A 20,186-nucleotide genomic window follows, 5' to 3' on the forward strand; every position below is an offset into this window, starting at 1 on the left:
ACCTTGCTATATCGTCTCTGGCGCCTTACTGTTGTGTAACATCCAGCACTGGATGATCTATCCCCTGTAATGTATTAGCAGTGGGTTTGATCATTTCCAGTACAGTGATTTTATTGCTGCCTTTTTTCAACCATCCGGATGGTACATACAATGTTTGTTGCGGACCTACCTGCCAGTATCTGCCCAGGTGATGTCCGTTGATCCATACTACGCCTTTGCCCCATTGGGTCATATCCAGGTAGGTATCGCCTAAAGTATTCAGCACAAAGCTGCCTTCTTTTAACACGGGTGCGTCCGGATTAACCGGGCCGGTTTTTACGGTGGGTTGTTTATCGTATGGTAATTTGAACTGCTGCCAGTTATGTATGGCCTGTCCATTGAGTAATACGGTTTCAGTAATTCCTTTTTTATTTTTCAGGAGATAAGTACCGAAATTGATGCGTCCCAGGTTCTCCACCAGGATATCGAGGGTAACTTTACCAGCCGGTAGTGTTACCATAACGCTATCCTGTGCCAGGCGCCTGTCCAATATAGCTACCCGTTTCCCATTCACGAATACAAGGCCGTAGTCGCGGAGATCTTTTATTTTCAGCAGGGCGGTTTGTCCGCCGGTAACCGTGGTGCGGTATAATACATAGCCATATGCCTGTTTCAGGTCTTCAAACGTTAACGGATCTACGCTTTTAACAGCAGCGGGTAAGGTGTTTAATAAAGCACTGCTACGGCTAAACGTAACAACCGGAGTAGTGATCACTGGTTTTTTAGCAGGAACTTCCGGTAATGTTTGTCCGGCTGGTAAATGCTTTGCAATCACTTCCCTGAACTTCATAAACTTCGGCGTGGCATTACCTGCTTCATCCAGCGGGGCATCATAGTCGTAGCTACTCACCTGCGGTGAATAAGGATGCTGGTCGTCATAGTTGGCGCCGTTCATGTAGCCCCTGGTAGTGCCGCCATGGAACATATACATGTTGATGGAAATGCCGGCAGCTAATACGCGATCCAGTCTGTCCAGGAAGTTTTCGTAAGGTACGGTATGATGTTTTTCGCCCCAGGAATCAAACCAGGCAGGGTACCATTCTGCAATGTAGAAAGGGCCTTTGCCATTGTGGTTATCTCTTACCAGTTTTTTTACTTTTACCGGATCATCCACACCGTTTACGGCTGGCAGCAAACCAGGTAAATGGCCGTTTGCTACGTCAGCGGCGGGGTCACAGGTGTAGAGGAGACCATCGAACCCAGCGTCCACAAACATTTTGCGATTAATTTCGAGGTAATCTTTATCGTTGGAGTAGGAACCATATTCATTTTCTATCTGCACCATCAGGATGTTACCACCATGATTGATTTGCAGGCCGGCCAGTTGTTTACCTACTGCTTTGATATAGTTGTGATAAGCGTTGAGGTACTGGGGTTCTTTACTTCTTACTACCAGGCCTTTTTTATTTTGCAACCAATAAGGGTAACCACCAAATTCCCATTCTGCGCAGGCGTATGGGCTGGGGCGTAATATCACCCACATACCTTCTTCCTGTGCAATCTTTACGAAAGCAGCAACATCATTGTTACCGCTAAATTCATAGTGTCCCTGCTCCGGTTCGTGCATATTCCAGAATACATAAGTACCAATGGTATTCAATCCCATCGCCTTTGCCATCCTGATCCGGTCGCGCCACGACTCCCGCGGTACGCGCAGGTAGTGGATCTCTCCCGAGATCATTTGAAATGGTTTTCCATCCAACAGAAAGGCGGAGTCACCTAGCTGGAAGGTATGCTGTGCTTTCAACTGGAAACAGCATATCAGCATTAAAATAACAACACTAATTTTTTTCATCACTTGTTTATTTTTCCTGTCAATGTTACTACGGAGCGAGGTGGCACGGTGAGCATGCGTCCCGAAACATAGCCGGGTTGCAGGTTTTCCTGTGCATTGGTGGTGTAGCTGCGCATATGGCTGCCACGTAATTGCTTGCATTGAATAGCAATATCAGCAGCGGTTTGACTACTGTTAATCACTATCACATTCAAGCTGTTATCGGGATTTTTATAAGCAGATACCAGCAGATGGCTGGCAGCTGCGCTATCATTGAGTGCGGCTGTTACGCGCGTGGCACCTGGCCTTACAAAGCGGCTGTAGTTACCCAGTACCCACAGCATTTTGGTATCGTGCAGTTGACCATCTGTTTTGTTTTTATCTATGTAAATCAATCCGTCTTTATAATCGTAGGGCGATATGGCCAGCCACCATTGCCAGGCGGCGGCGTTGGCTACCGTCAAATCCGTATGAATCACTTTTGCCATATACAAAGCGGCATCCATACCCAGATCTACTTTGCCACCATCCATTTCGCCCGCATTGCCTCCCAGTATGCAATATTCCGACTGCCAGAAGGGAAGCCCTTTTAATGCGGCAGCCACCTTTTTTCGTATAGCGATGGCCGTATCTGCAGGGGAAGTAGTGAAATAGCTGTGTGCAGCTATACCGTGATAAATATTTTTAAGATGACCCAGGTAAGTGGGACTTTGTGGATCAAAAAACGCTTTTACCTGCATGCCTTTGTCAGGCTTATTTTCGCTGGCATATAAATAATTAAATTGACCGGCTTCTGGCACCAGTAGCTGGCTTTGAATACCTGCCACGCTGAATTGCTGGTCAATGGCTTTGGTAAGACCGTAAACCTGTTCGTTATTATAGGGGCATCCTTCCTGGCCGCCATCACTCCAATCCCATTGCGGCTCGTTTACGGGGCTGATATAACTGAGCGTTACTCCTGTATTTTTTTGGATACCCAGTATTACATCTCTCAAAAAAATACCAACGGAATCATATTTGTCTGGTGTAAGATTACAAATGCCTTTGTCGGCAAACGCTTTACTGTTGCGCGTAAAGGCTACCGGCGGGCTATTCAGGAATCCTAAGAAACGGGTCACTCCTCTTGCTTTGGCGGCTTGCAGAAACCATAATTGTCCGGCTTGTTTTTGCCAATTATAAGTACCATCGGCGTTACGGAAGCAGGCTGCCCGTCGCCACTCGTCTCCGATACCGCTATTGTTGCCTTGCTCCACACTGCCTGCACCAATATTAAACCGCCACATAGATAAACCAATACCGGTAGGCTGGCCGCTGCGGGTAGTATCCATGCTAAACAACCAGTCTGCTAACTGTGCTCTTTTACTATCGGGCCAGTTGCCGGTAAACTGACAGGCCCACGCATCTGATGCGGCAAAGTTGTGAATGGTTTGCGCAGTATGTTGTAGGTCTATATAAACCTGTATGGGTGTATTACTTTGTGCAGCTGTTTCCTGTAGCGCACCGCATAGCAGTAGTGAGCAAATTATTTTTTTCATGTTCATAGTAGCGGCGGTTTGGTTCACGCAAAGCCGCAAAAAAGTAAGCTTACAACATCCACCATGGTGGTGAGCAAGACTGTAAAATAGTAAAATACGGACTGAATATTTTCAAAACTTATTGACCGGTATTTTACCTCCACCAGCTGTTACGGCTTTGCGTGAACGATTCTACTAATTAATACCCCTGATTTTGATCCAGTTTTTTGTTAGACGCCAGGATGTCGGCTCTCGGAATAGGCAGCCAATAGTTTTTATCCGCAAACAAACGACCAGCTAACGCCACTTTACGGGTGTAGGTATAAACACCGGGTGCAGTAGAAGCCACGTCTATACCATAGGCAGGGGCATTTTCGGTGACATTGGCAATTTTCCATCTGCGAACATCATAGAAGCGATGTTCTTCAAAAGCCAGTTCCACTTGTCTTTCCCGTTGTATGGCGGTCCGCATCTGCGCCTGGGATAAGCCTGGTGCGAGCGGTGGTTGTTTTACGCTTTTACGTTGCCTGATTTGATTAACGGCGTCATATACACTGGCATCCGGTCCGGCTACTTCATTTTGGGCTTCTGCGTAGTTCAGCAATACTTCTGCATAACGTAAATAAATCCAGGGCTGCAATCCGGCGATATCCCATGGGTTATCGATAGGGTTTTTATCATCCAGGAATTTACGGAGATAATAACCGGTTTTGCTTGCATTCCAGTTGGAAGGACCATCTTTCCCGTCTTTCCCACCTGGTGAAAATGTTTGTATTACCGAACCACGGTAGCTGGCGCCATTATACAGGATGGTAGCATAGAAGCGGGCATCCCGGTTCGTGTAAGGTTGTTGTGGGTTATAACCGGAAGTGGCATCTGTAATGGTTTTGCCATTATTCATCTCGTAGGCATCTACCATATTCTGCAGCGGGGTGTTACCAGCCCAGCCGCCATATCCGTTAGGGCCATTGGATATTTCCAGGCACACGTGACGGGCGCCTACAGCATACTGACGGGCAAAAATGACTTCCGTATTGCTGCCTTTTACAAATAGCTGGCTGTAGTCGTCTGCCAGGGAATATTTGCTCATATCCATCACTGCTTTGGCGGCGGTGGCGGCTGCCTGCCAGGTGCCTACTTTGTACAGTGGGCTGGCGGCATATAACAGCAGGCGGGCTTTCAGCGCCAGTGCGGCGCCTTGCGTAGCGCGGCCCGGTTGCCAGTTGCCATCATTGCTGGCGGGCAAATCTGCTGCTGCAGCATCCAGTTCTGCTATGGCATAATCCATGGACTCCTGCAGGGTAGCACGTTTGAACAATGCCGGATCGGTGAGGTTGTCGTTTAAGCTATATTCTTTATTCCCCATCATCACTACTCCCCCATAGTTACGGATCAGGTCATGATAGCGGTAGGCGCGGATAAAACGCAATTCCGCCAGCAGTTTTTTACGGAGAGGCGCACTTATTTCTACACTATCAATGTTATTAATAGCGAAGTTGCATTCGCGGATACTGCGATAACTTCTGCCCCAGATGGTACCGGCAATACCCGTATTTTCCGGCGCTATCTGCCCCTGTTGAATGATCCAGGTAAAGTCGTCATTATTATAAATGGATTCATCTGTAATAGAGCTCCACAGTGCATATTCGAAGCCCCGGCCAAAACCCGGATTGGAGCCTTCGCCTTCTTTCTCCTGCAGGGTAATGCTTTGGTACCGGTTGATGATATAATTTTCAAATAAGGAAGAATCTGCCAGCACCGAGCCGCCCAGTACGCGGTCAGTAGGCGTAATATTCAGGAAGTCTTTTTGACAGGAGGAAAATAAACCTGCTGCCAGTAGCCCCAGGCTATATATAATATGAGAAGTTTTCATTGCTTGATTTTTTACGATTTAGAATTTAACATTAACACCCAGGTTGAAGATCCTTTGCTGCGGGTAAAATTGCCCGGAGGTGCTGGTGCCTTCCGGATCGTAGTCTTTGATTTTGGTAATGGTGAAAAGGTTAAATGCATTGGCATATACCCTAAGTCCACTAATCTTTGCACGAGATAAAATGTTGGCATGAATGGTATACCCCAGCGAGATATTTTTCAGTCGCAGGAAAGAAGCATCATTTAACCAGAAATTATTCTGCCAGCGGCCGCCATTAACAGAAGCGGATGCACGTTCATCTACCCGGGGATAGCTGCCATTGATGTTATTGGGACTCCAGCGATTATCGGCCCAGCTGCTGTAGAAGTTACCAATAGTGCCGGATTCGGGGAGTACATACTGACTAACATGCGCTTGACCGGCTAATAAAATCGACAAATCAAAACCTTTGTAATCGCCACTTAAATTAATGCCATAAGTGATTTCCGGAATGTTACCATATTTGGTTCTGATAGCGTCATCGGCGTTAATCTTGCCATCGCCGTTATGATCTTCATAAATCAGATCCCCTAATTGTGCGCCAGGTAAATGTGTGTATTTATTCAGTTCGTCAGCAGTTCTGAAAATGCCCAGCACATTGTATAACAGGTAGGTATTCATTGGGCCTCCTGTTTGGCGTTGATAAGAAGGGATACCAGGTGCTTCATCAATAAATACGATCTTATTTTTGGCATAGGTCATGTTACCGGACACATTATAGTGGAAGCCGCCGCTGGTAGTATTGTCGTAGCCCAGTGTGGCTTCAATACCGCTGCTGTTCACTTCTCCGATATTTTCGGCTGGTACCAGCGGGTTGTCTTTGTCATACGGATTTACAATACCAGAGGTTTGCGGGAGAGAAGCATTCCGCTGGGTCAATATTTTGGAACGTTTTTGTTTGAAGTAAATAAACTCGAAGTTGAAATGATTCAGGAAAATGGCATTTAAGCCCAGGTCCATCTTTTTAGCTATCTCCCAGGTAATGTAAGGGTTGGCCAGTTTGGTTAAACTAATACCCGGATGAATTTGTCCGTCTATTACGTATTGATTCACCATAGAGTAGTTGTCGAAGTACTGGAATAAGCCCACATTATCGTTACCCAATGTTCCATAGGAGCCACGGAGTTTCAGGTCGTTAATAAATTTCACTGATTTGAAAAAGTCTTCCTGTGTTACACGCCAGCCGGCAGATACAGATGGGAAAAATCCATATTGTTTGCCTTCTGGAAATGTAGAGGATCCGTCTACGCGGGCCTGTACTTCCAGCAGGTATTTTTCCTGGTAGTCATACGCAATACGGCCAAAGTAGCTTTTACGGGTGAAGTTGTAGCTGCTGCCGGCGTTGTTCTTATCTGTAGCAGTAGAGCCACCTTGTGAAAGCTCCGGTGTTTGCGGTGTAGGGAAGTTTAAACGGGTGGCGTTAAAGGTGTCCAGCACGTTTTTGCTTTGCTCATATCCTACAAAGGCATTGACATTATGTTGTCCAAAACGACGGGCATAATTCAGTTTGATGTTGGAAGTAATCAGCGACAAATTCCGCTGCGCTTCCACCAGGGAAGCTTTGCCTCCGGAACCGCCCACTACTGTTGGGTCATACGTTTTAGTGGTACTGTTATAGGTATATTCCTTATAAGGAGTGCTGAATGATTTGCCAAAGCTCCAGGATTTGTCGGCAGATAAATAACCATCAAGGGATAAGCCTTCTACACCCGGAATAGCATAAGATCCTTTCAGGATACCATTGAACACCTGCCGGGGATTACGGTTAACACCGCCCACCGCCGTGGCTTGCATGATGGGGTTGTTGAGTTCTATCCCGGTGGTAGGTAAGCCATTGGGGTACCGGTCCAACACAGTAGGGTACGCCCTGTAAATACTGCGGAAGATGTCGCCCGCAGTAGTAGTGGGGAATACGCGGTCTTCTTCACGTCCGGATACATACAGACTTACTTTCAATCTTTTTGTGATATCTGCGTCTATGTTCGACCGGAAATTATACTGGTTGTATTTGGTGGCGCCATTTTTATACAGGCCATTTTGTCCCAGCATACCCAGAGAAACATAATAGTGCACGGTTTCACTACCTCCATTCACAGAAAGACTATGCTGGTTTTGGGTAGCCATTTTTTTAAGGGTGGCTTCCTGCCAGTTGGTGTTGGGATAATTCACCGGATCCGATCCGTCCCGGAATTTTTGCAATTGCTCGGCAGAATAAATCTGGTTCATGCCTGCGCCGGGGTTGGTATAATACTGTATTTCGTTCCTGATTTGTGCATAAGTGGCTGCATCGGCCATTTTAGGTAAACGGGTGGGAGAAGAAAAGCCCTGGTTGAAACTGTAGTTGATCACCGGTTTACCGCTTTTTCCTCTTTTGGTGGTTACCAGCATTACCCCGTTAGCCGCACGGCTACCATATACCGCTGCGGAAGCGTCTTTCAGGATAGAGATACTTTCTATATCGTTAGGGTCCAGGCGTTCCAGTCCGCCTATCTGGCCTGGCACTCCATCTACTACCACCAATACCTCGTTGTTACCGGTAGTTGCCAGTCCGCGAATAGTAACGGCGGATCCGTCATATCCGGGTTCACCGGAGCGGTTGTTCGCAATCACACCGGAGAACCGGCCAGTCAGCGAGTTAGAAATATTAGGCTGAGGGCTTTGCAGCATATCAGCGCCCTTTACTACGGAGATAGATCCGGTAAGGGTCGCCTTTTTCTGGGTGGCATAACCTACTACCACTACCTCGTTTACAGTTTTAGAGAGCGGCTCCAGGACAATATTTAAAGGGCCCCCGTTTTTTACCGGGAAACGCAATACACTATAGGAAAGGTGATTAAATACGAGGGTATCGCCAACGGCAGCGGCGATGGAAAATTTGCCATCAGGTCCGGTTAATGTACCGGCTGTTTTATGCAGCACTCGTACTGTTACACCTGGAATGGCTTCCGCTTCAGCGGTTACCTTGCCTGTAATGACCGGTTGTTGTGCCTGTACGGTAACCGTGAAAAATAAGAGTAGCAAAAAACAGAGACGGCTCAAAACGGGTTGGCTCCGTAATGGGACAAAAGATAAGTGGTCCGTTCCGGATAGAAGTCTTTTCATAACGCATTAATTTAAATGAATGGGAATGGTGGAATATTCTTTTGGTTGCAAGGACTATTAATACCCAGTCCCTATGATACCCGCAAAATACTACCCCCCTTTACAATCATAGAGGGGGTAAATCATTTAAAAAAGGGGGTAAAATCGTAAATTACGGCAGGGGGTATTTTATCGCTACTTTATAGGAATAGCTGAACCCATCAGCTTTCTGTGACATTGAAGTCGCGATTAAAGGAGTGCCGGTACTTTTTTACATAATCGGAAGGATTCATTCCAAACAGCTTCACAAACTGTTCCCGGAAGTATTTAATGTCTCCTATACCTACCTGCATAGCTGCCTGGGTAATGGTATAATTTTCTTTCAGTAGTAATACGGCAGCTTTCCGGAGCCGGATAGAACGGATAAACGAATTGATGGTTTGCCCGGAGATAGATTTTACTTTTTTATAAAGACTGGAATGGCTCATCCCTATTTCGAGGGTAAATTTCTTAATGGAGAAGTCTTCATTTTCCAGGTTATCTTCAATAATCTCGATACATCGTTTAAGGAAATCCTGGTATTCGGCTGGTACCTTGATATTGGTATTTTTCAGGGTAATACGATCAAAGAAGTATTGTTGGAGCAGGTTCCTGTTTTTAATGATGTTATGCACCTTGGCCATGAGGAAGTCCTTTTCAAATGGTTTGGTGATATAGTCATCGGCCCCGCCTTCCAGTCCTTTGAGCCGGGTATCGGAAGCCGACGAGCCGGTAAGCAGTATAACGGGTATATGGCTCAGGGTAGCCGTTTGCTTGATTTTGGTGCAAAGTTCCACCCCATCCATGCCCTGCATTTGTATATCGCTGATCACCAGGTCGGGCATATATTGCTGTACAGCGGCAAAGCCGCTGGTGCCGTTATCTGCCTCATATATAATAAACTGGTCTTTGAATAATTGCTGCAGGTATTGCCGGATTTCATCGTGGTCATCGATCAGAAGAATCGATTTCTTTTCTGTGATGGTAGTGCCGGAACCTTCCATTTCTTTGCTGTCGATAGGGGTATCCTTGACGGTGGTCATGGCACTGACAGCCGTCAGTTCCTCCAGGAAGGCCGATTTTTGGCTGGTACTTTCCTGTAAAGGAGCTCCCGCAAAATGGGTACTTCCCTTTTTCAGGGTAATGAGAAAAGCGGTGCCTTCATTGACCTTACTCTGGTAGCTGATGCTGCCATGGTGGTTGTCGATAAAGTGTTTTACGAGATATAAGCCAATACCAAAACCGGTTTGTAACGACTCTTTATGATCCTGCGCCCGCTGGAATTTTTCGAAGATCCGGTTGCCTACACAGCCTTCAATACCACAACCGCTGTCTTTGACGGTGATAGTTACGGTATCTGTTGCATCGCTCACCTCAAAAATAATGTTGCCATTGTCCGGCGTAAACTTAAAGGCGTTGGAAAGCAGGTTAAACAGGGCTATTTCCAGTTTCTCGCTATCTCCATATATTTCAATAGCTGTTTCCGGGCTGCTGAATTGATAATCTATATTTTTAATGCGTGCCTGTTGGGAAAAGCAGAGGTATACTTCCTGGCAAAGATTCACGATATCGAGCCTGGCAATTTTTAGCTGGTCTCCTTCCCGGTCGGCCTTGCGGAACAGCAGGAGTTGGTCTACCAGGCTAAGCAGGCGCCTGGCATTGCGGTATACCACGCTCAGGTCCCGGTTATCTTTATGTTGTACCAGCTCCTGCAGCGGGTTGATAATTAATGTAAGCGGTGTTCTGAATTCATGAGAGATATTGGTAAAGAAGGACAACTTCTTTTCATTCAGTTCCTTCTCTTTTTCATTTTCCAGGTGTGCGAGTTTAATCTCATATTTTAATCTTTCTTCCCTGGCTTTATACCGGATATAAGCATACACGGCGGCCAGTGTACTGCTGATGTATATAAGATAAGCCCACCAGGTTCTGTACCAGGGAGGCAATACAATCAGGGTAACCGTGCGGATATCATTGCTCCAGCGCCCATCGGCATTGCTGGCTTTTATTTCAAAGGTATAACTGCCTTCCCGCAGGTGGGTATAGTTGGCGGTCCGGGTTTGGCCAACGTAGTTCCAGCTATTATCCCACCCTTGCAGGCGGTAGGCGTAGCTGATTTTATCCGGTAGGGTGTATTCCAGCGCAACGAAGTCAAAGGCAATCGTGGCTTTGTCGTAGGGAACGGTGATCTCCTGTACTTCTTCCTGGCTTCTTCCTGTTACATAATTTTCCTGTTGGGTAATGGAGGTGTTATTAACCCGGATAGCTGTTAACAGTACCGGCGGAATGGTATTTTGCGGGTATACACTGTCCGGGAAAAAGCTATTAAATCCTTTGATACCACCAAACAGGAATTCTCCGGAACTTAATTTCAGGGCAGCGTTAAAACTGAATTGATTGCTCTGCAGACCATCGGAAGCGGAAAAATTACGGAAACTGTTTTTTGCCGGGTCAAACCGGGATAATCCGTTGAAGGTGCTGAGCCAGAGGTGACCTGCTTTATCTTCCAAAATACGAAGAATGGAATTGCTGGGTAATCCTTCGGAGGTGGTGAAACGTTTGTATTGACCATTACTCCGGTCAAACCGGAGCAGGCCACCGCCGTCGGTACCTACCCAGAATACGCCCTGCTGGTCTTCATGAATGGATCTCACGGTGTAGCCTATATCAAAACGCTGATGTTGTTTACGGGCTCTGTCTATTTTGATAAGGGAAGAATAGTTGCCCCCCCAGAAATTACCGGCCTTGTCTTCCGCCAGGCATTGCAGGTTAACGAGACTGCTGTCGAAAAGATCAAACCGGTTTTGTGACCGGTTGAGCCGGTACAGGGTACCATTGTTGGTGGTACTCGCCCAAAGCTCCTGTTGACGGTCTTCATACACGGTCCACACATTATTTTCAGCGGTGCGGGTATATGGATTAAAGCAAACGTAGTGTTCAAAAGTGCCGGTACTGGCGGTATACCTGTTAACGCCACCAAACCAGGTGGACATCCACAGGTCCTGCCGGCTGTCGGCAATGATCGCGGTCACAAAGTTACTGCTGATACCGGTTGTCCGTGAAAAGTCATGTTGATAAGAGGTCCAGGTATTATGCTCCCGGTTCCAGTATTTGAGACCACCACCATCTGTTCCTATCCAGATATTATGGTGGACGTCTTCACAAAAACAAAAAATAAAATTATCGATAGCCCTGGCATCCGGATTTTTGTTCAACACCATCAGCTCAAATGGATTATGTCGTGGCGCTATCATATTGATACCGCCGCGCAGGGTGCCAATCCATTTTCTACCTTCCCGGTCTTCATAAATAGAATACACGGAGTTGCTATTGAGCTGCTGTGGACTGCCGGCCGGAGTAAAGGCGTGGGCAGCCGCGTCGGTGGCGAACTTCAGGTAAATCCCATTGCCGTCGGAGGCGCACCAGATGGTGCCATCCCGGTCAATATACAGGTGTACTATTTTGCTGTTTTCCGGAAGTATATTGTCGGCATATCCGCCGGTAGCAGGTAGGTAGCGTACTACGCTGTTATCCGTGCCCAGCCAGATATTGCCGGAGGTATCAATGGCAAGACAGTTGCCACGGGGAATATCTCTGCAAACAATATCCAGTTGCTGCCGTGCAATATCATACCGGCACAGCCCAATACTTTGCACAAATACCCACGCATATTTGCCGGTGAAGGCAATGGCGGTAACTTCATAGTTGGTGATGCCTGTGCGGTTGATGTTTAACGGAATTTGCTGTCCCATGGCTACGCCATCCCGGAATAAAAGCAATCCATCTTTTTCAGTGCCTATTAATAAAATACCGGTATCATCCGATTGGATAATATGTATGTTGCCGGTTATTTTCCGGGCGGTTTTACTGTTGGCAGGCAGGTAAGCAGGTGTGGAAAACTTTTCATTCACCGGGTTAAATATGCAAACGCCGCGGCGGCCACCTACCCATAGCTGGTGATGAATATCATCTGCGAGGGTATAAATACCATTGTCTAATAAAGAAGTGCTGTCTCCTATTTTATTGCGATAAATCTTGAATTTATATCCATCATAGCGGTTCAGTCCATCATAAGTACCAAACCACATAAAGCCCTGGTGGTCCTGGTATACAGAGGTGACCGCGTTATTGGATAACCCGTCTTCAATACCCAGGTATTTAATGGGATAGCCGGTGGCGAAAATATGATTGATGAAGATCACCATTCCCAATACAGCAAAACAAATTTTCCTCACGTGATACATAGACCAATTTTAACTATTCATAAAGCTATTGAAAAGGGGGAGATTTTTTAAGTATAAAGCTCTAATTTTGAAAAAAGAGATTTCCATGGCAGTGCAGCATGTAGCGCAACAATTATTACACTTGTGTAGCATTATTCCTGATCGCATCCAACAAATACCAGATGCTGATTTTGCCGCCAAACCAGCGCCGGGTAAGTGGTCAAAAAAAGAAATCCTGGGCCATCTCGTAGATTCTGCGGCTAACAATCATCAACGGTTTGTAAGAGGGCGTGTGGAAAATGTCCCTACTATTGCGTATGGCAGTGATGCCTGGGTGAACGCACAACAATACCAGCAACAGAACCGGCAATTAATATTGCAATTATGGGAAATGTATAATCGTCATCTGGCAGCTATCATCACCATTATACCGGAAGATGATTTGTTGAAGTGCTGTAAATACGGCGATGGTACCGTGTTGCCGTTACAGTTTTTAATAGAGGATTATCTCCACCATATGGAACATCACCTGAAGCAAATCCTGGGTAGTTATTAGTTACAACCCCAGCTGCCGGAAAAGCGTTTCTTTATAACTATTCCCGATAGGTATTTCATGTTTTTGCAGGTAGATGCAATTGCCTTGTATATGTATAATATTCGTTTTGTTGACCAGGAACGACCGGTGTGTTCTGACGAATGTAGCTGCGGGTAACATGCTCTCCAGTGCTGAAAAGGCGATGTTGGGCATAATGACTTGCTGCTGGCAAACTACTTTGGTATAATTCCCTTTGGCTTCTGCAAATAATATGTCGCTGTGTAACAGGTTGTAAATTTTTCCGTCTGCTTTTAAAAAGAAATAAGCTGTGTTGGCGCTAACAGGCTGTATTTTTTCTTTGGCTTTATCAATAGCCACCAGGAAGCGTTCCAGCGAAAAAGGCTTTACAAGGTAGTCGCAGGCCGCTAAATCAAACGCATCTGCAGCATATTCCTTATAGGCCGTGGTGAATATAACGGCTGGTATTTGTTTTAATGTTTTCAGAAAACTGATACCATTTAAAACGGGCATATTAATGTCCAGGAATAGTAAATCGATGGCGGTGGTATCCAGAATAGCTTTTGCTTCCAGCGCATTGCCACAGGAACCCACAATATGTATAAAGGGCAGGTGGCTGCAATAGCCTGCTACTATTTCCCTCGCAATAGGTGCATCATCAACAATAAGGCAGTTCATCATTTTTTTATGGGAATGGTTAGCGTAGCGGTGTAGAATTCATCCGATTTTTCATGGCGGTATTCGTAGGTGTCCTGGTACAGCAGTTCCAGTCGTTTTACAGTGTTGGCAATGCCTACGCCACTATTTTCAACCATCGTATTGGTTTCTCTGATATCGTAGGAGTTTCTAACGTTAAAGTATATACGATTTTCAGAAATACGTAAACAGATATTGATATGGATCTTGTCGGCAGCAGCATTCTGCGAATGCTTAAACGCATTTTCAATGAAAACGATCAGCAACATAGGTGCTATCTTAATATCCGGGTCGCTGACTGGTGCTATGTCTGTGGTGAGTATCAGTCTGTCTCCAATATTGGTAGTAGCCAGTTCTATGTAGTTATTGATATAGGCAATTTCGGATTGCAGCAGGACGTAATCTTGCCGGGCATCATATACCGTATACCGCAGCAGATCTGATAATTGAAGGATCAGTGCCGGCATACGCTGACTGTGTGTAAGGGAAAGTCCATACAGGTTATTTAATGTATTAAATAAAAAGTGAGGGCTCAGTTGATTTAGCAGCATGTCTAAATCATTCTTTCGTTGCGTAGCGGTAGCATATTGTTGCTGCATGGTATAACGTACCATTTTTAAGCCAATGCCAATGCAAATACTGAACAATGTAAGCGGAGCTACAGCAAGATAGGTAAGTAATAATGAATGACGGAATTGTACGTCAAAAAAGTAGTATAAAAACGTGCCATGTAAGAGTGTCATGATAATAAGCGCCAACAGAAAGTAGAGCGTAAACTGTACCGTTTGTCCGCGGAACAAGTATTTATTGCACATACGCCTGCCTGTGTTTATTAACACCAGGAAAATGATAAGACTGTTGCTCCAATATTGTGACGAGCCCTGGGTATAAAAAGGAAGCGCAATAACTCCGGTGACGTATATGATGGAGAAAAAAAGATACCGCGGCCACTTTTTTTCCGTTATAAATAAGTCGAGTAGCCACTTCTCGGTAGCTGACCCGCTCATGGTTGTTGTCATGTTAGATCCTGTTTTCATGCTTCAAATCTCGGCCGCAATTTCAAACAAGATAAATGATTAGGTCCAACCTTTCATAAAAGATGACAAACAAGGAAAATCGAATGATGAATTAAATCCCTTGCAAGGCAGTAATAGTGTTGTTGAGTTGTTGTATTCTGCCCGCCCATATTTTCCGGAGGAAAAAGAATTGTATTCCCATCAGCACCACAATAATAGCTACCGCCATATACTTGCTGTTATCCCAGTGAATGGGGATAAGGAAGAAGGCGAATATACAGCTGAGCGCCAGTAATCTTGATGACATTGCTACTATGGCGTAGCGCTTTAACTGTTGTAGTTGTCGTTGGAGTTGTTCCAGCAAATGCTGTCCGGTAGCGGGATTTCTCGCCAACCAGTACCCGGTTAAATTATATAACACGATAAATATAATCGCCACTACCAGCAATGCATTGAGATAGAACGGCTTTTTGCTGCCATCGAAGAAGTTGTAATAAACCGCCAGAAATGCAGTATATCCCAGTGTTTCAATGATCATTTGTCTCCTGATTCCCCGCATCACCGGCGAGGCTTGTTTGCTGGCGATAGTCTGAATATCAGCGGTAGTTTTGCTAGGTGTGGGTATTTGATCCCACGCAGATTTTAGAGGGTCCATGATGATGCGTTTAAAATATTTTTAAGTTTGGTTTTAATCCGGTTGATTTTTACGCCTACATAATTTTCGGCGATGCCAATAATACCGGCAATTTCCTGGTAGCTCAGGTCGTCGAGATATAATGCAATGATGGCTTTTTCGGCGTCAGAAAGTTGTTTGAGTGCGGCGAAGAGTTGATCTTGTTGCAGCGTACTGGTATTTTCTGTAGCGGGTATATCAGGAAAAGTATCCGTATAGGTGACGGGGATGCGTCGTTTGCGGAATCCTGCCAGTGCGGTGTTCAGTGCTATGCGGTATATCCAGGTACTTATTTTGGCGTGGCCGGCGTAGGATGGAAACGATTTCCACAGCTGGTAAATCATTTCCTGGAACAGGTCTTCCCGATCTTCCGGACTATCCCGGTACAAGCGGCAAAGCTTATGTAGTATCCCCTGGTGCTGCTGTATGATAGAAAGAAAGGCCGGTTGATCCATGAATATTGCTTTTACTGATGAGTTGCCACCAGGGGTTAAAAACTTACAGGGAGCCCGAAATATTTACCAGGTTACCTTGTTTACGGTGGCCCAATTACGGGTGGTGCAGGGAACGCCCAGCTTCTTTTCCAGCTGGGCAATGATATCCAATCCTTTGGGCACCAGGTCTTTTTTGATCATCGTGTATACTTCCGTTTCCGTCATATGGAGGGTTTCCGCTTCCGATTGCAGGGAGGCTATCACCCCGGCAGCATGGGCGCCTGCCGGCCTGGAAAGGAAAGATACATATACTTGCAGGTGTTTATCGGGGACAATACCTGGAAAAGGCGTATGCTTTACCACTGCCTCCAGCTGCGCTACCGACCGGATAATAGTGGTTACCTCAAATCCATAGTTGTCCAGCAGCAGCTGTTCAATTTTTTTTGTGAGCGCCGCCACATTGCTGCTGCCCGATTCAAACATCACATTGCCGCTTTGTATATAGGTGCTTACCTTTTTAAAGCCGGCAGCGTCCAGCTGTTGTCGAAGGGTTTCCATTTTAACTGTGCGTTTGCCCACATTTACTGCCCGGAGAAAAGCCACGTATTTAGCCATAAGGGTTTCAACTTTACTTTGTAAGTTTGTTTTATATGCACTATTTAGCAATCATACACAAATTATATAACCTGGCGGAAGATGCCAACAATGGTTATCCGGAAGCGGCTATAGCCGCCCTGGAACATCGGCTGCAGATCCAGTTACCAGCCGCTCTGCGGCAATATTATCTCTCCATGGGTAATAACAAAATCGTAAACGATAGTTTTAATCGTTTAACCTCCCTGGGAGAAATCGGTTTTTCGGAAGATGAACACCTGGTTTTTTATGAAGAAAATCAGGCAGTGGTATTATGGGGAATCGCGAAGGCTGAATTGCAGCATCACAATCCTCCCGTATATGGCACCTATGATAGCCAGCGTAAAGAGTGGTTTACCGACTCCGATACAATAGAACATTTCCTGCTGTCGATGGCCTGGTGGAACGGTGCACTGGGAGGCCTTGCCTATACGGCGTTTACAGACCTTGATGAAGACCTGACGCCCGCGCATATAAAAGTTATTACCAGTAACTGGAAAGAACAAACAGGTGTGTCTAACCAATTGCTACGCTTTTTTACCAATGACTACGAAGATATTATTGTGCTCACCACAGAACAGAATGGCGCAGTGAATGGCGTGTACCTGGGTACCAACCAGGAAGCACGTTTCCAATCCATATTGGATACCCTGCACATGGAATGGTGTTACCGGACCGATCGGGATGAATAATTGCCCGGCCGGAATATCACGAGGGTCATCATCAATCCATAGAATAAGCCGCCGAGGGCGGTGGCGAGGTAATCCAGTCCCTTACATTGGATGTGATGGAAGCGTTCGTTGACCAGCAATACCAATGCGCTCAATAAAATGGTGGTTAGCCAGAAGGCCGCTTTTCGTGTAGGGGGGACCGTTGGTGTGTTTTTTACAACAGATAGTTTTAGGAAGAAATAAATCAGGATTAACAAGCCTGCTACAGAGCTGATATATTGCATCAGGTACCACATTTTCATGGGATGTTGCCCTGCCTGTATATCTCTTTGCAGAAAAGCAGAGCAGGTAACGAAGTACCCGTCTGCATGCGTAAAGGCATCCAGGAAGAAATGCGTCAGCACACCAATGATAATAGACGAAAGCACTACCAGGTAATGCTGGCGGAAATAATTATGCCAGTTGAAAGTGCGGAATAGTTGTAAACGGCCGCGTACCCATCCCGGTAAATACGGCATCAGTATATGTTTTGCTACGCTATGATACAGGTAGGCCAATATCAGTGCTAACGGTATATCATATACGAAAATCCCCCACCACAAATGCCCGAGATTGAAATAGGGATTGAGAAAAATAAAATATAAGAAATCAGGCACCATACTGCCTATAATCAGGCCGGTAGCCGATAGGTACTTTCGGGGAGTGTTGGAAAAGGGAGCTACTATCGCCGCATGTGATATTGTGAATGGCATCTTCTAATGGTAATTGAGTATAAATTTAATTTAATTATAATAAATAATAACGTTATTATAAAGAAATGTTAATGTTATAATCGTCCATCATTTCCAGTAAAATGTCCAACTGATCCTGATGTGATAACACGTATTTTTATAGGGTCTTTGAAAACATAAAAAACAATGTGCTATGACAAACTGGAAAATTGATGAATCACACAGCGAAATCGGATTCAAAGTTAAACATCTCATGATTACCAACGTGAGCGGATATTTTACACGATTCAACGGAAGTATTCAAACAAACAGTGATGACTTTCATGATGCCACTATTACGTTCGAAGCAGCAGCAGATAGTATTGACACACAGAACAGGCAACGGGATGAACACCTGAGAAATGGCGACTTTTTCGATGCATCCAATCACCCCAAAATCAGCTTCGTTTCCAAAAAAGTGAGAAAGGTGGGTGACGAAGAATATAAATTACTCGGTGATCTTACCATCAAAGGAGAAACTCATCCCATTGAGTTGGATGTGGTTCATGGCGGGGTAACGGTAGATCCGTATGGACAAACAAAAGCCGGGTTTGCCCTCAAAGGGCGTCTTCACCGTGCCGATTACGGCTTACGCTGGAATGCCACCACCGAAGCCGGCGGTATTGTACTCAGTGATGAGGTGAAGCTGAATATGGAAATACAACTGGTTAAACAAGCATAAAGCGGAAAGCATAAAGCAAAAAGCCCTTGAAGCGAAGATATTAGCGAAACATAAATATAATTTCCGCTAATATCTTCGCTTCAAGGGCTTTTTGCTTTATGCTTTCTGCTTTATGCTATCTTTGTGCCCAAGCGCAGCTAGAACTGCAAGAACGCACATGAAATTTGAACAATACAATATCTCGGCTGAAATAAAGGACAGTCTGGAAGAAATGGGCTTTAAAAAGCCCACTGACATACAGTTTAAGGCCATCCCATCTATCCTGAACGGAGATGATGTAATGGCGATTGCCCAGACCGGAACCGGTAAAACCGCCGCTTTTGCCATTCCTATCCTGCATCGCCTGCAACAGCAGGACCGCAGGTACCGGAAGGATAAATATGAAGTGAAATGCCTGGTAATGGTACCTACCCGCGAACTGGCCATCCAGATCGCAGAAGTATTTCAGGCCATTGCACAATATACAGAACTCACTATCCTGGCGCTGGTAGGCGGCGTGGATCAAGGCCCGCAGATTAAAGTGCTGGAAAAAGGGGTGGATGTATTAATCGCTACTCCCGGTCGTATGTTCGACCAGATTAACCAGGGACATATTGACCTGAGCCAGGTGAAAACGCTCGTGCTGGATGAGGCCGATCACATGCTGGACCTGGGTTTTATCCGCGATATCCGTGATGTAATCAAGCATATTCCCCGCGAACACCAAACGCTCTTCTTCTCAGCTACCCTGAATAAAGACATTAAAGACCTGGCTTATTCCGTGGTGAATAATCCGATCCGTATACAAATATCTCCCAAAGACCCGGTATCCAAAAACGTGAGTCACGCCGTAGCCTATGTGGAAATGGATGATAAACGCTTTTTCCTGGAAAGACTGATCAAGGAATTCCCGGAAAGCAAAATCCTGGTATTTGTACGCACCAAAGTGCGCGCAGAACGTGTAATGGCAGCTATGGGCCGCATCGGCATTAAATCCCTCACCATGCACGGCGGCAAAGAACAAGGCGATCGTCTTGATGTAATGGACGTGTTCAAAAAAGGCGACGTGAAAGTACTGGTTACCACCGATGTCAACGCACGTGGAATTGATATTCCAAACGTAGACTACGTAGTAAACTACGATTTACCTGATGTGCCGGAAAATTACGTACACCGTGTTGGGCGTACCGGCCGTGGCGTACAAAAGGGACAGGCCGTTTCTTTCTGCAGCACAGAAGAAAAACCTATCCTGGAGGAAATCCAAAAGTTCCTGGGTAAGCCTATCACAGAGATGAAGATCAATAAAGATGATTATCGCGAAACGATTAGCTTCTCAGAAGATATCCCTAACGATAACTGGCAGCTACTGCTCGATGAGCATAACAAAGAAATGGAAGAAGTGCAGAAGAAAGTGAAGAAGAGAGCAGCGGCAAATGTGAAGAAGAAAGCGAAGAAGAAGTAAGTATCAGTTATAAAAAGAGAAAGCTGCTCTATCGA

At 45.6% G+C, this 20,186-nt stretch carries 15 protein-coding genes; 4 read left to right on the forward strand and 11 right to left on the reverse strand.

Going from position 1 to position 20,186, the window contains the following annotated elements; translation table 11 throughout:
• Positions 1–25 precede the first annotated feature (25 nt).
• From AC5ZC7_RS00380 to AC5ZC7_RS00400, 5 genes are all read right to left on the reverse strand, one after another.
• The gene (locus AC5ZC7_RS00380; RefSeq protein WP_496160135.1) at positions 26–1,834 is read right to left on the reverse strand and encodes a beta-galactosidase; all 1,809 of its coding nucleotides are present in this window, start codon (positions 1,832–1,834) and stop codon (positions 26–28) included.
• Entirely contained in the window at positions 1,834–3,348 is a 1,515-nt protein-coding gene (locus AC5ZC7_RS00385) for a glycoside hydrolase family 30 protein (protein WP_511911317.1), read from the reverse strand. Before AC5ZC7_RS00385 ends, AC5ZC7_RS00380 begins: the two co-directional genes overlap by 1 nt.
• Before the next feature lie 178 nt (positions 3,349–3,526).
• Positions 3,527–5,200: a RagB/SusD family nutrient uptake outer membrane protein gene (locus tag AC5ZC7_RS00390; RefSeq protein WP_496160133.1), complete on the reverse strand. Its 1,674-nt coding sequence runs from the start codon at positions 5,198–5,200 to the stop codon at positions 3,527–3,529.
• Positions 5,201–5,218: 18 nt separating this feature from the next.
• Positions 5,219–8,341 carry a SusC/RagA family TonB-linked outer membrane protein gene (locus tag AC5ZC7_RS00395; protein WP_496160132.1) on the reverse strand — a complete coding sequence of 1,041 codons (3,123 nt, stop codon included), beginning with the start codon at positions 8,339–8,341 and terminating at the stop codon, positions 5,219–5,221.
• Between the two features lie 200 nt (positions 8,342–8,541).
• A complete protein-coding gene (locus tag AC5ZC7_RS00400) occupies positions 8,542–12,603 on the reverse strand; it encodes a two-component regulator propeller domain-containing protein (protein ID WP_496160131.1) in 4,062 nt (1,353 codons plus the stop codon).
• Positions 12,604–12,670: 67 nt separating this feature from the next.
• On the opposite strand from AC5ZC7_RS00400, the gene AC5ZC7_RS00405 reads away from it, so the two are divergent.
• A complete protein-coding gene (locus tag AC5ZC7_RS00405) occupies positions 12,671–13,138 on the forward strand; it encodes a DinB family protein (protein ID WP_496160130.1) in 468 nt (155 codons plus the stop codon).
• Here the strand turns inward: AC5ZC7_RS00405 and AC5ZC7_RS00410 are convergent, their stop codons facing one another.
• From AC5ZC7_RS00410 to AC5ZC7_RS00430, 5 genes are all read right to left on the reverse strand, one after another.
• Positions 13,139–13,816, reverse strand: coding sequence for a response regulator (locus AC5ZC7_RS00410; RefSeq protein WP_496160129.1), 678 nt, complete (start codon positions 13,814–13,816; stop codon positions 13,139–13,141).
• Entirely contained in the window at positions 13,813–14,850 is a 1,038-nt protein-coding gene (locus AC5ZC7_RS00415) for a histidine kinase (protein ID WP_496160128.1), read from the reverse strand. The genes AC5ZC7_RS00410 and AC5ZC7_RS00415 overlap by 4 nt, the downstream gene beginning before the upstream one ends.
• A gap of 109 nt (positions 14,851–14,959) precedes the next feature.
• Positions 14,960–15,502, reverse strand: a complete 543-nt coding sequence (locus AC5ZC7_RS00420; RefSeq protein ID WP_496160127.1) for a hypothetical protein — start codon at positions 15,500–15,502, stop codon at positions 14,960–14,962.
• Positions 15,490–15,975, reverse strand: a complete 486-nt coding sequence (locus tag AC5ZC7_RS00425) for a sigma-70 family RNA polymerase sigma factor (RefSeq protein WP_496160126.1) — start codon at positions 15,973–15,975, stop codon at positions 15,490–15,492. Before AC5ZC7_RS00425 ends, AC5ZC7_RS00420 begins: the two co-directional genes overlap by 13 nt.
• Before the next feature lie 63 nt (positions 15,976–16,038).
• The gene (locus AC5ZC7_RS00430) at positions 16,039–16,569 is read right to left on the reverse strand and encodes a DUF1697 domain-containing protein (protein WP_496160125.1); all 531 of its coding nucleotides are present in this window, start codon (positions 16,567–16,569) and stop codon (positions 16,039–16,041) included.
• 35 nt (positions 16,570–16,604) lie between these two features.
• Here AC5ZC7_RS00430 and AC5ZC7_RS00435 point away from each other — a divergent pair, with 35 nt between their 5' ends.
• Positions 16,605–17,279: an SMI1/KNR4 family protein gene (locus AC5ZC7_RS00435; protein WP_496160124.1), complete on the forward strand. Its 675-nt coding sequence runs from the start codon at positions 16,605–16,607 to the stop codon at positions 17,277–17,279.
• Here AC5ZC7_RS00435 and AC5ZC7_RS00440 read toward each other — a convergent pair.
• On the reverse strand, positions 17,255–18,010 hold the full coding sequence (locus AC5ZC7_RS00440) for a DUF4184 family protein (RefSeq protein ID WP_496160123.1): 756 nt from the start codon (positions 18,008–18,010) through the stop codon (positions 17,255–17,257). The genes AC5ZC7_RS00435 and AC5ZC7_RS00440 overlap by 25 nt on opposite strands.
• A gap of 172 nt (positions 18,011–18,182) precedes the next feature.
• Here AC5ZC7_RS00440 and AC5ZC7_RS00445 point away from each other — a divergent pair, with 172 nt between their 5' ends.
• Positions 18,183–18,710: a YceI family protein gene (locus tag AC5ZC7_RS00445; protein WP_496160122.1), complete on the forward strand. Its 528-nt coding sequence runs from the start codon at positions 18,183–18,185 to the stop codon at positions 18,708–18,710.
• 157 nt (positions 18,711–18,867) lie between these two features.
• Positions 18,868–20,151 carry a DEAD/DEAH box helicase gene (locus tag AC5ZC7_RS00450; RefSeq protein WP_496160121.1) on the forward strand — a complete coding sequence of 428 codons (1,284 nt, stop codon included), beginning with the start codon at positions 18,868–18,870 and terminating at the stop codon, positions 20,149–20,151.
• Positions 20,152–20,186 lie beyond the last annotated feature (35 nt).

Source organism: Chitinophaga sp. 9-1-y, from assembly GCF_059511905.2.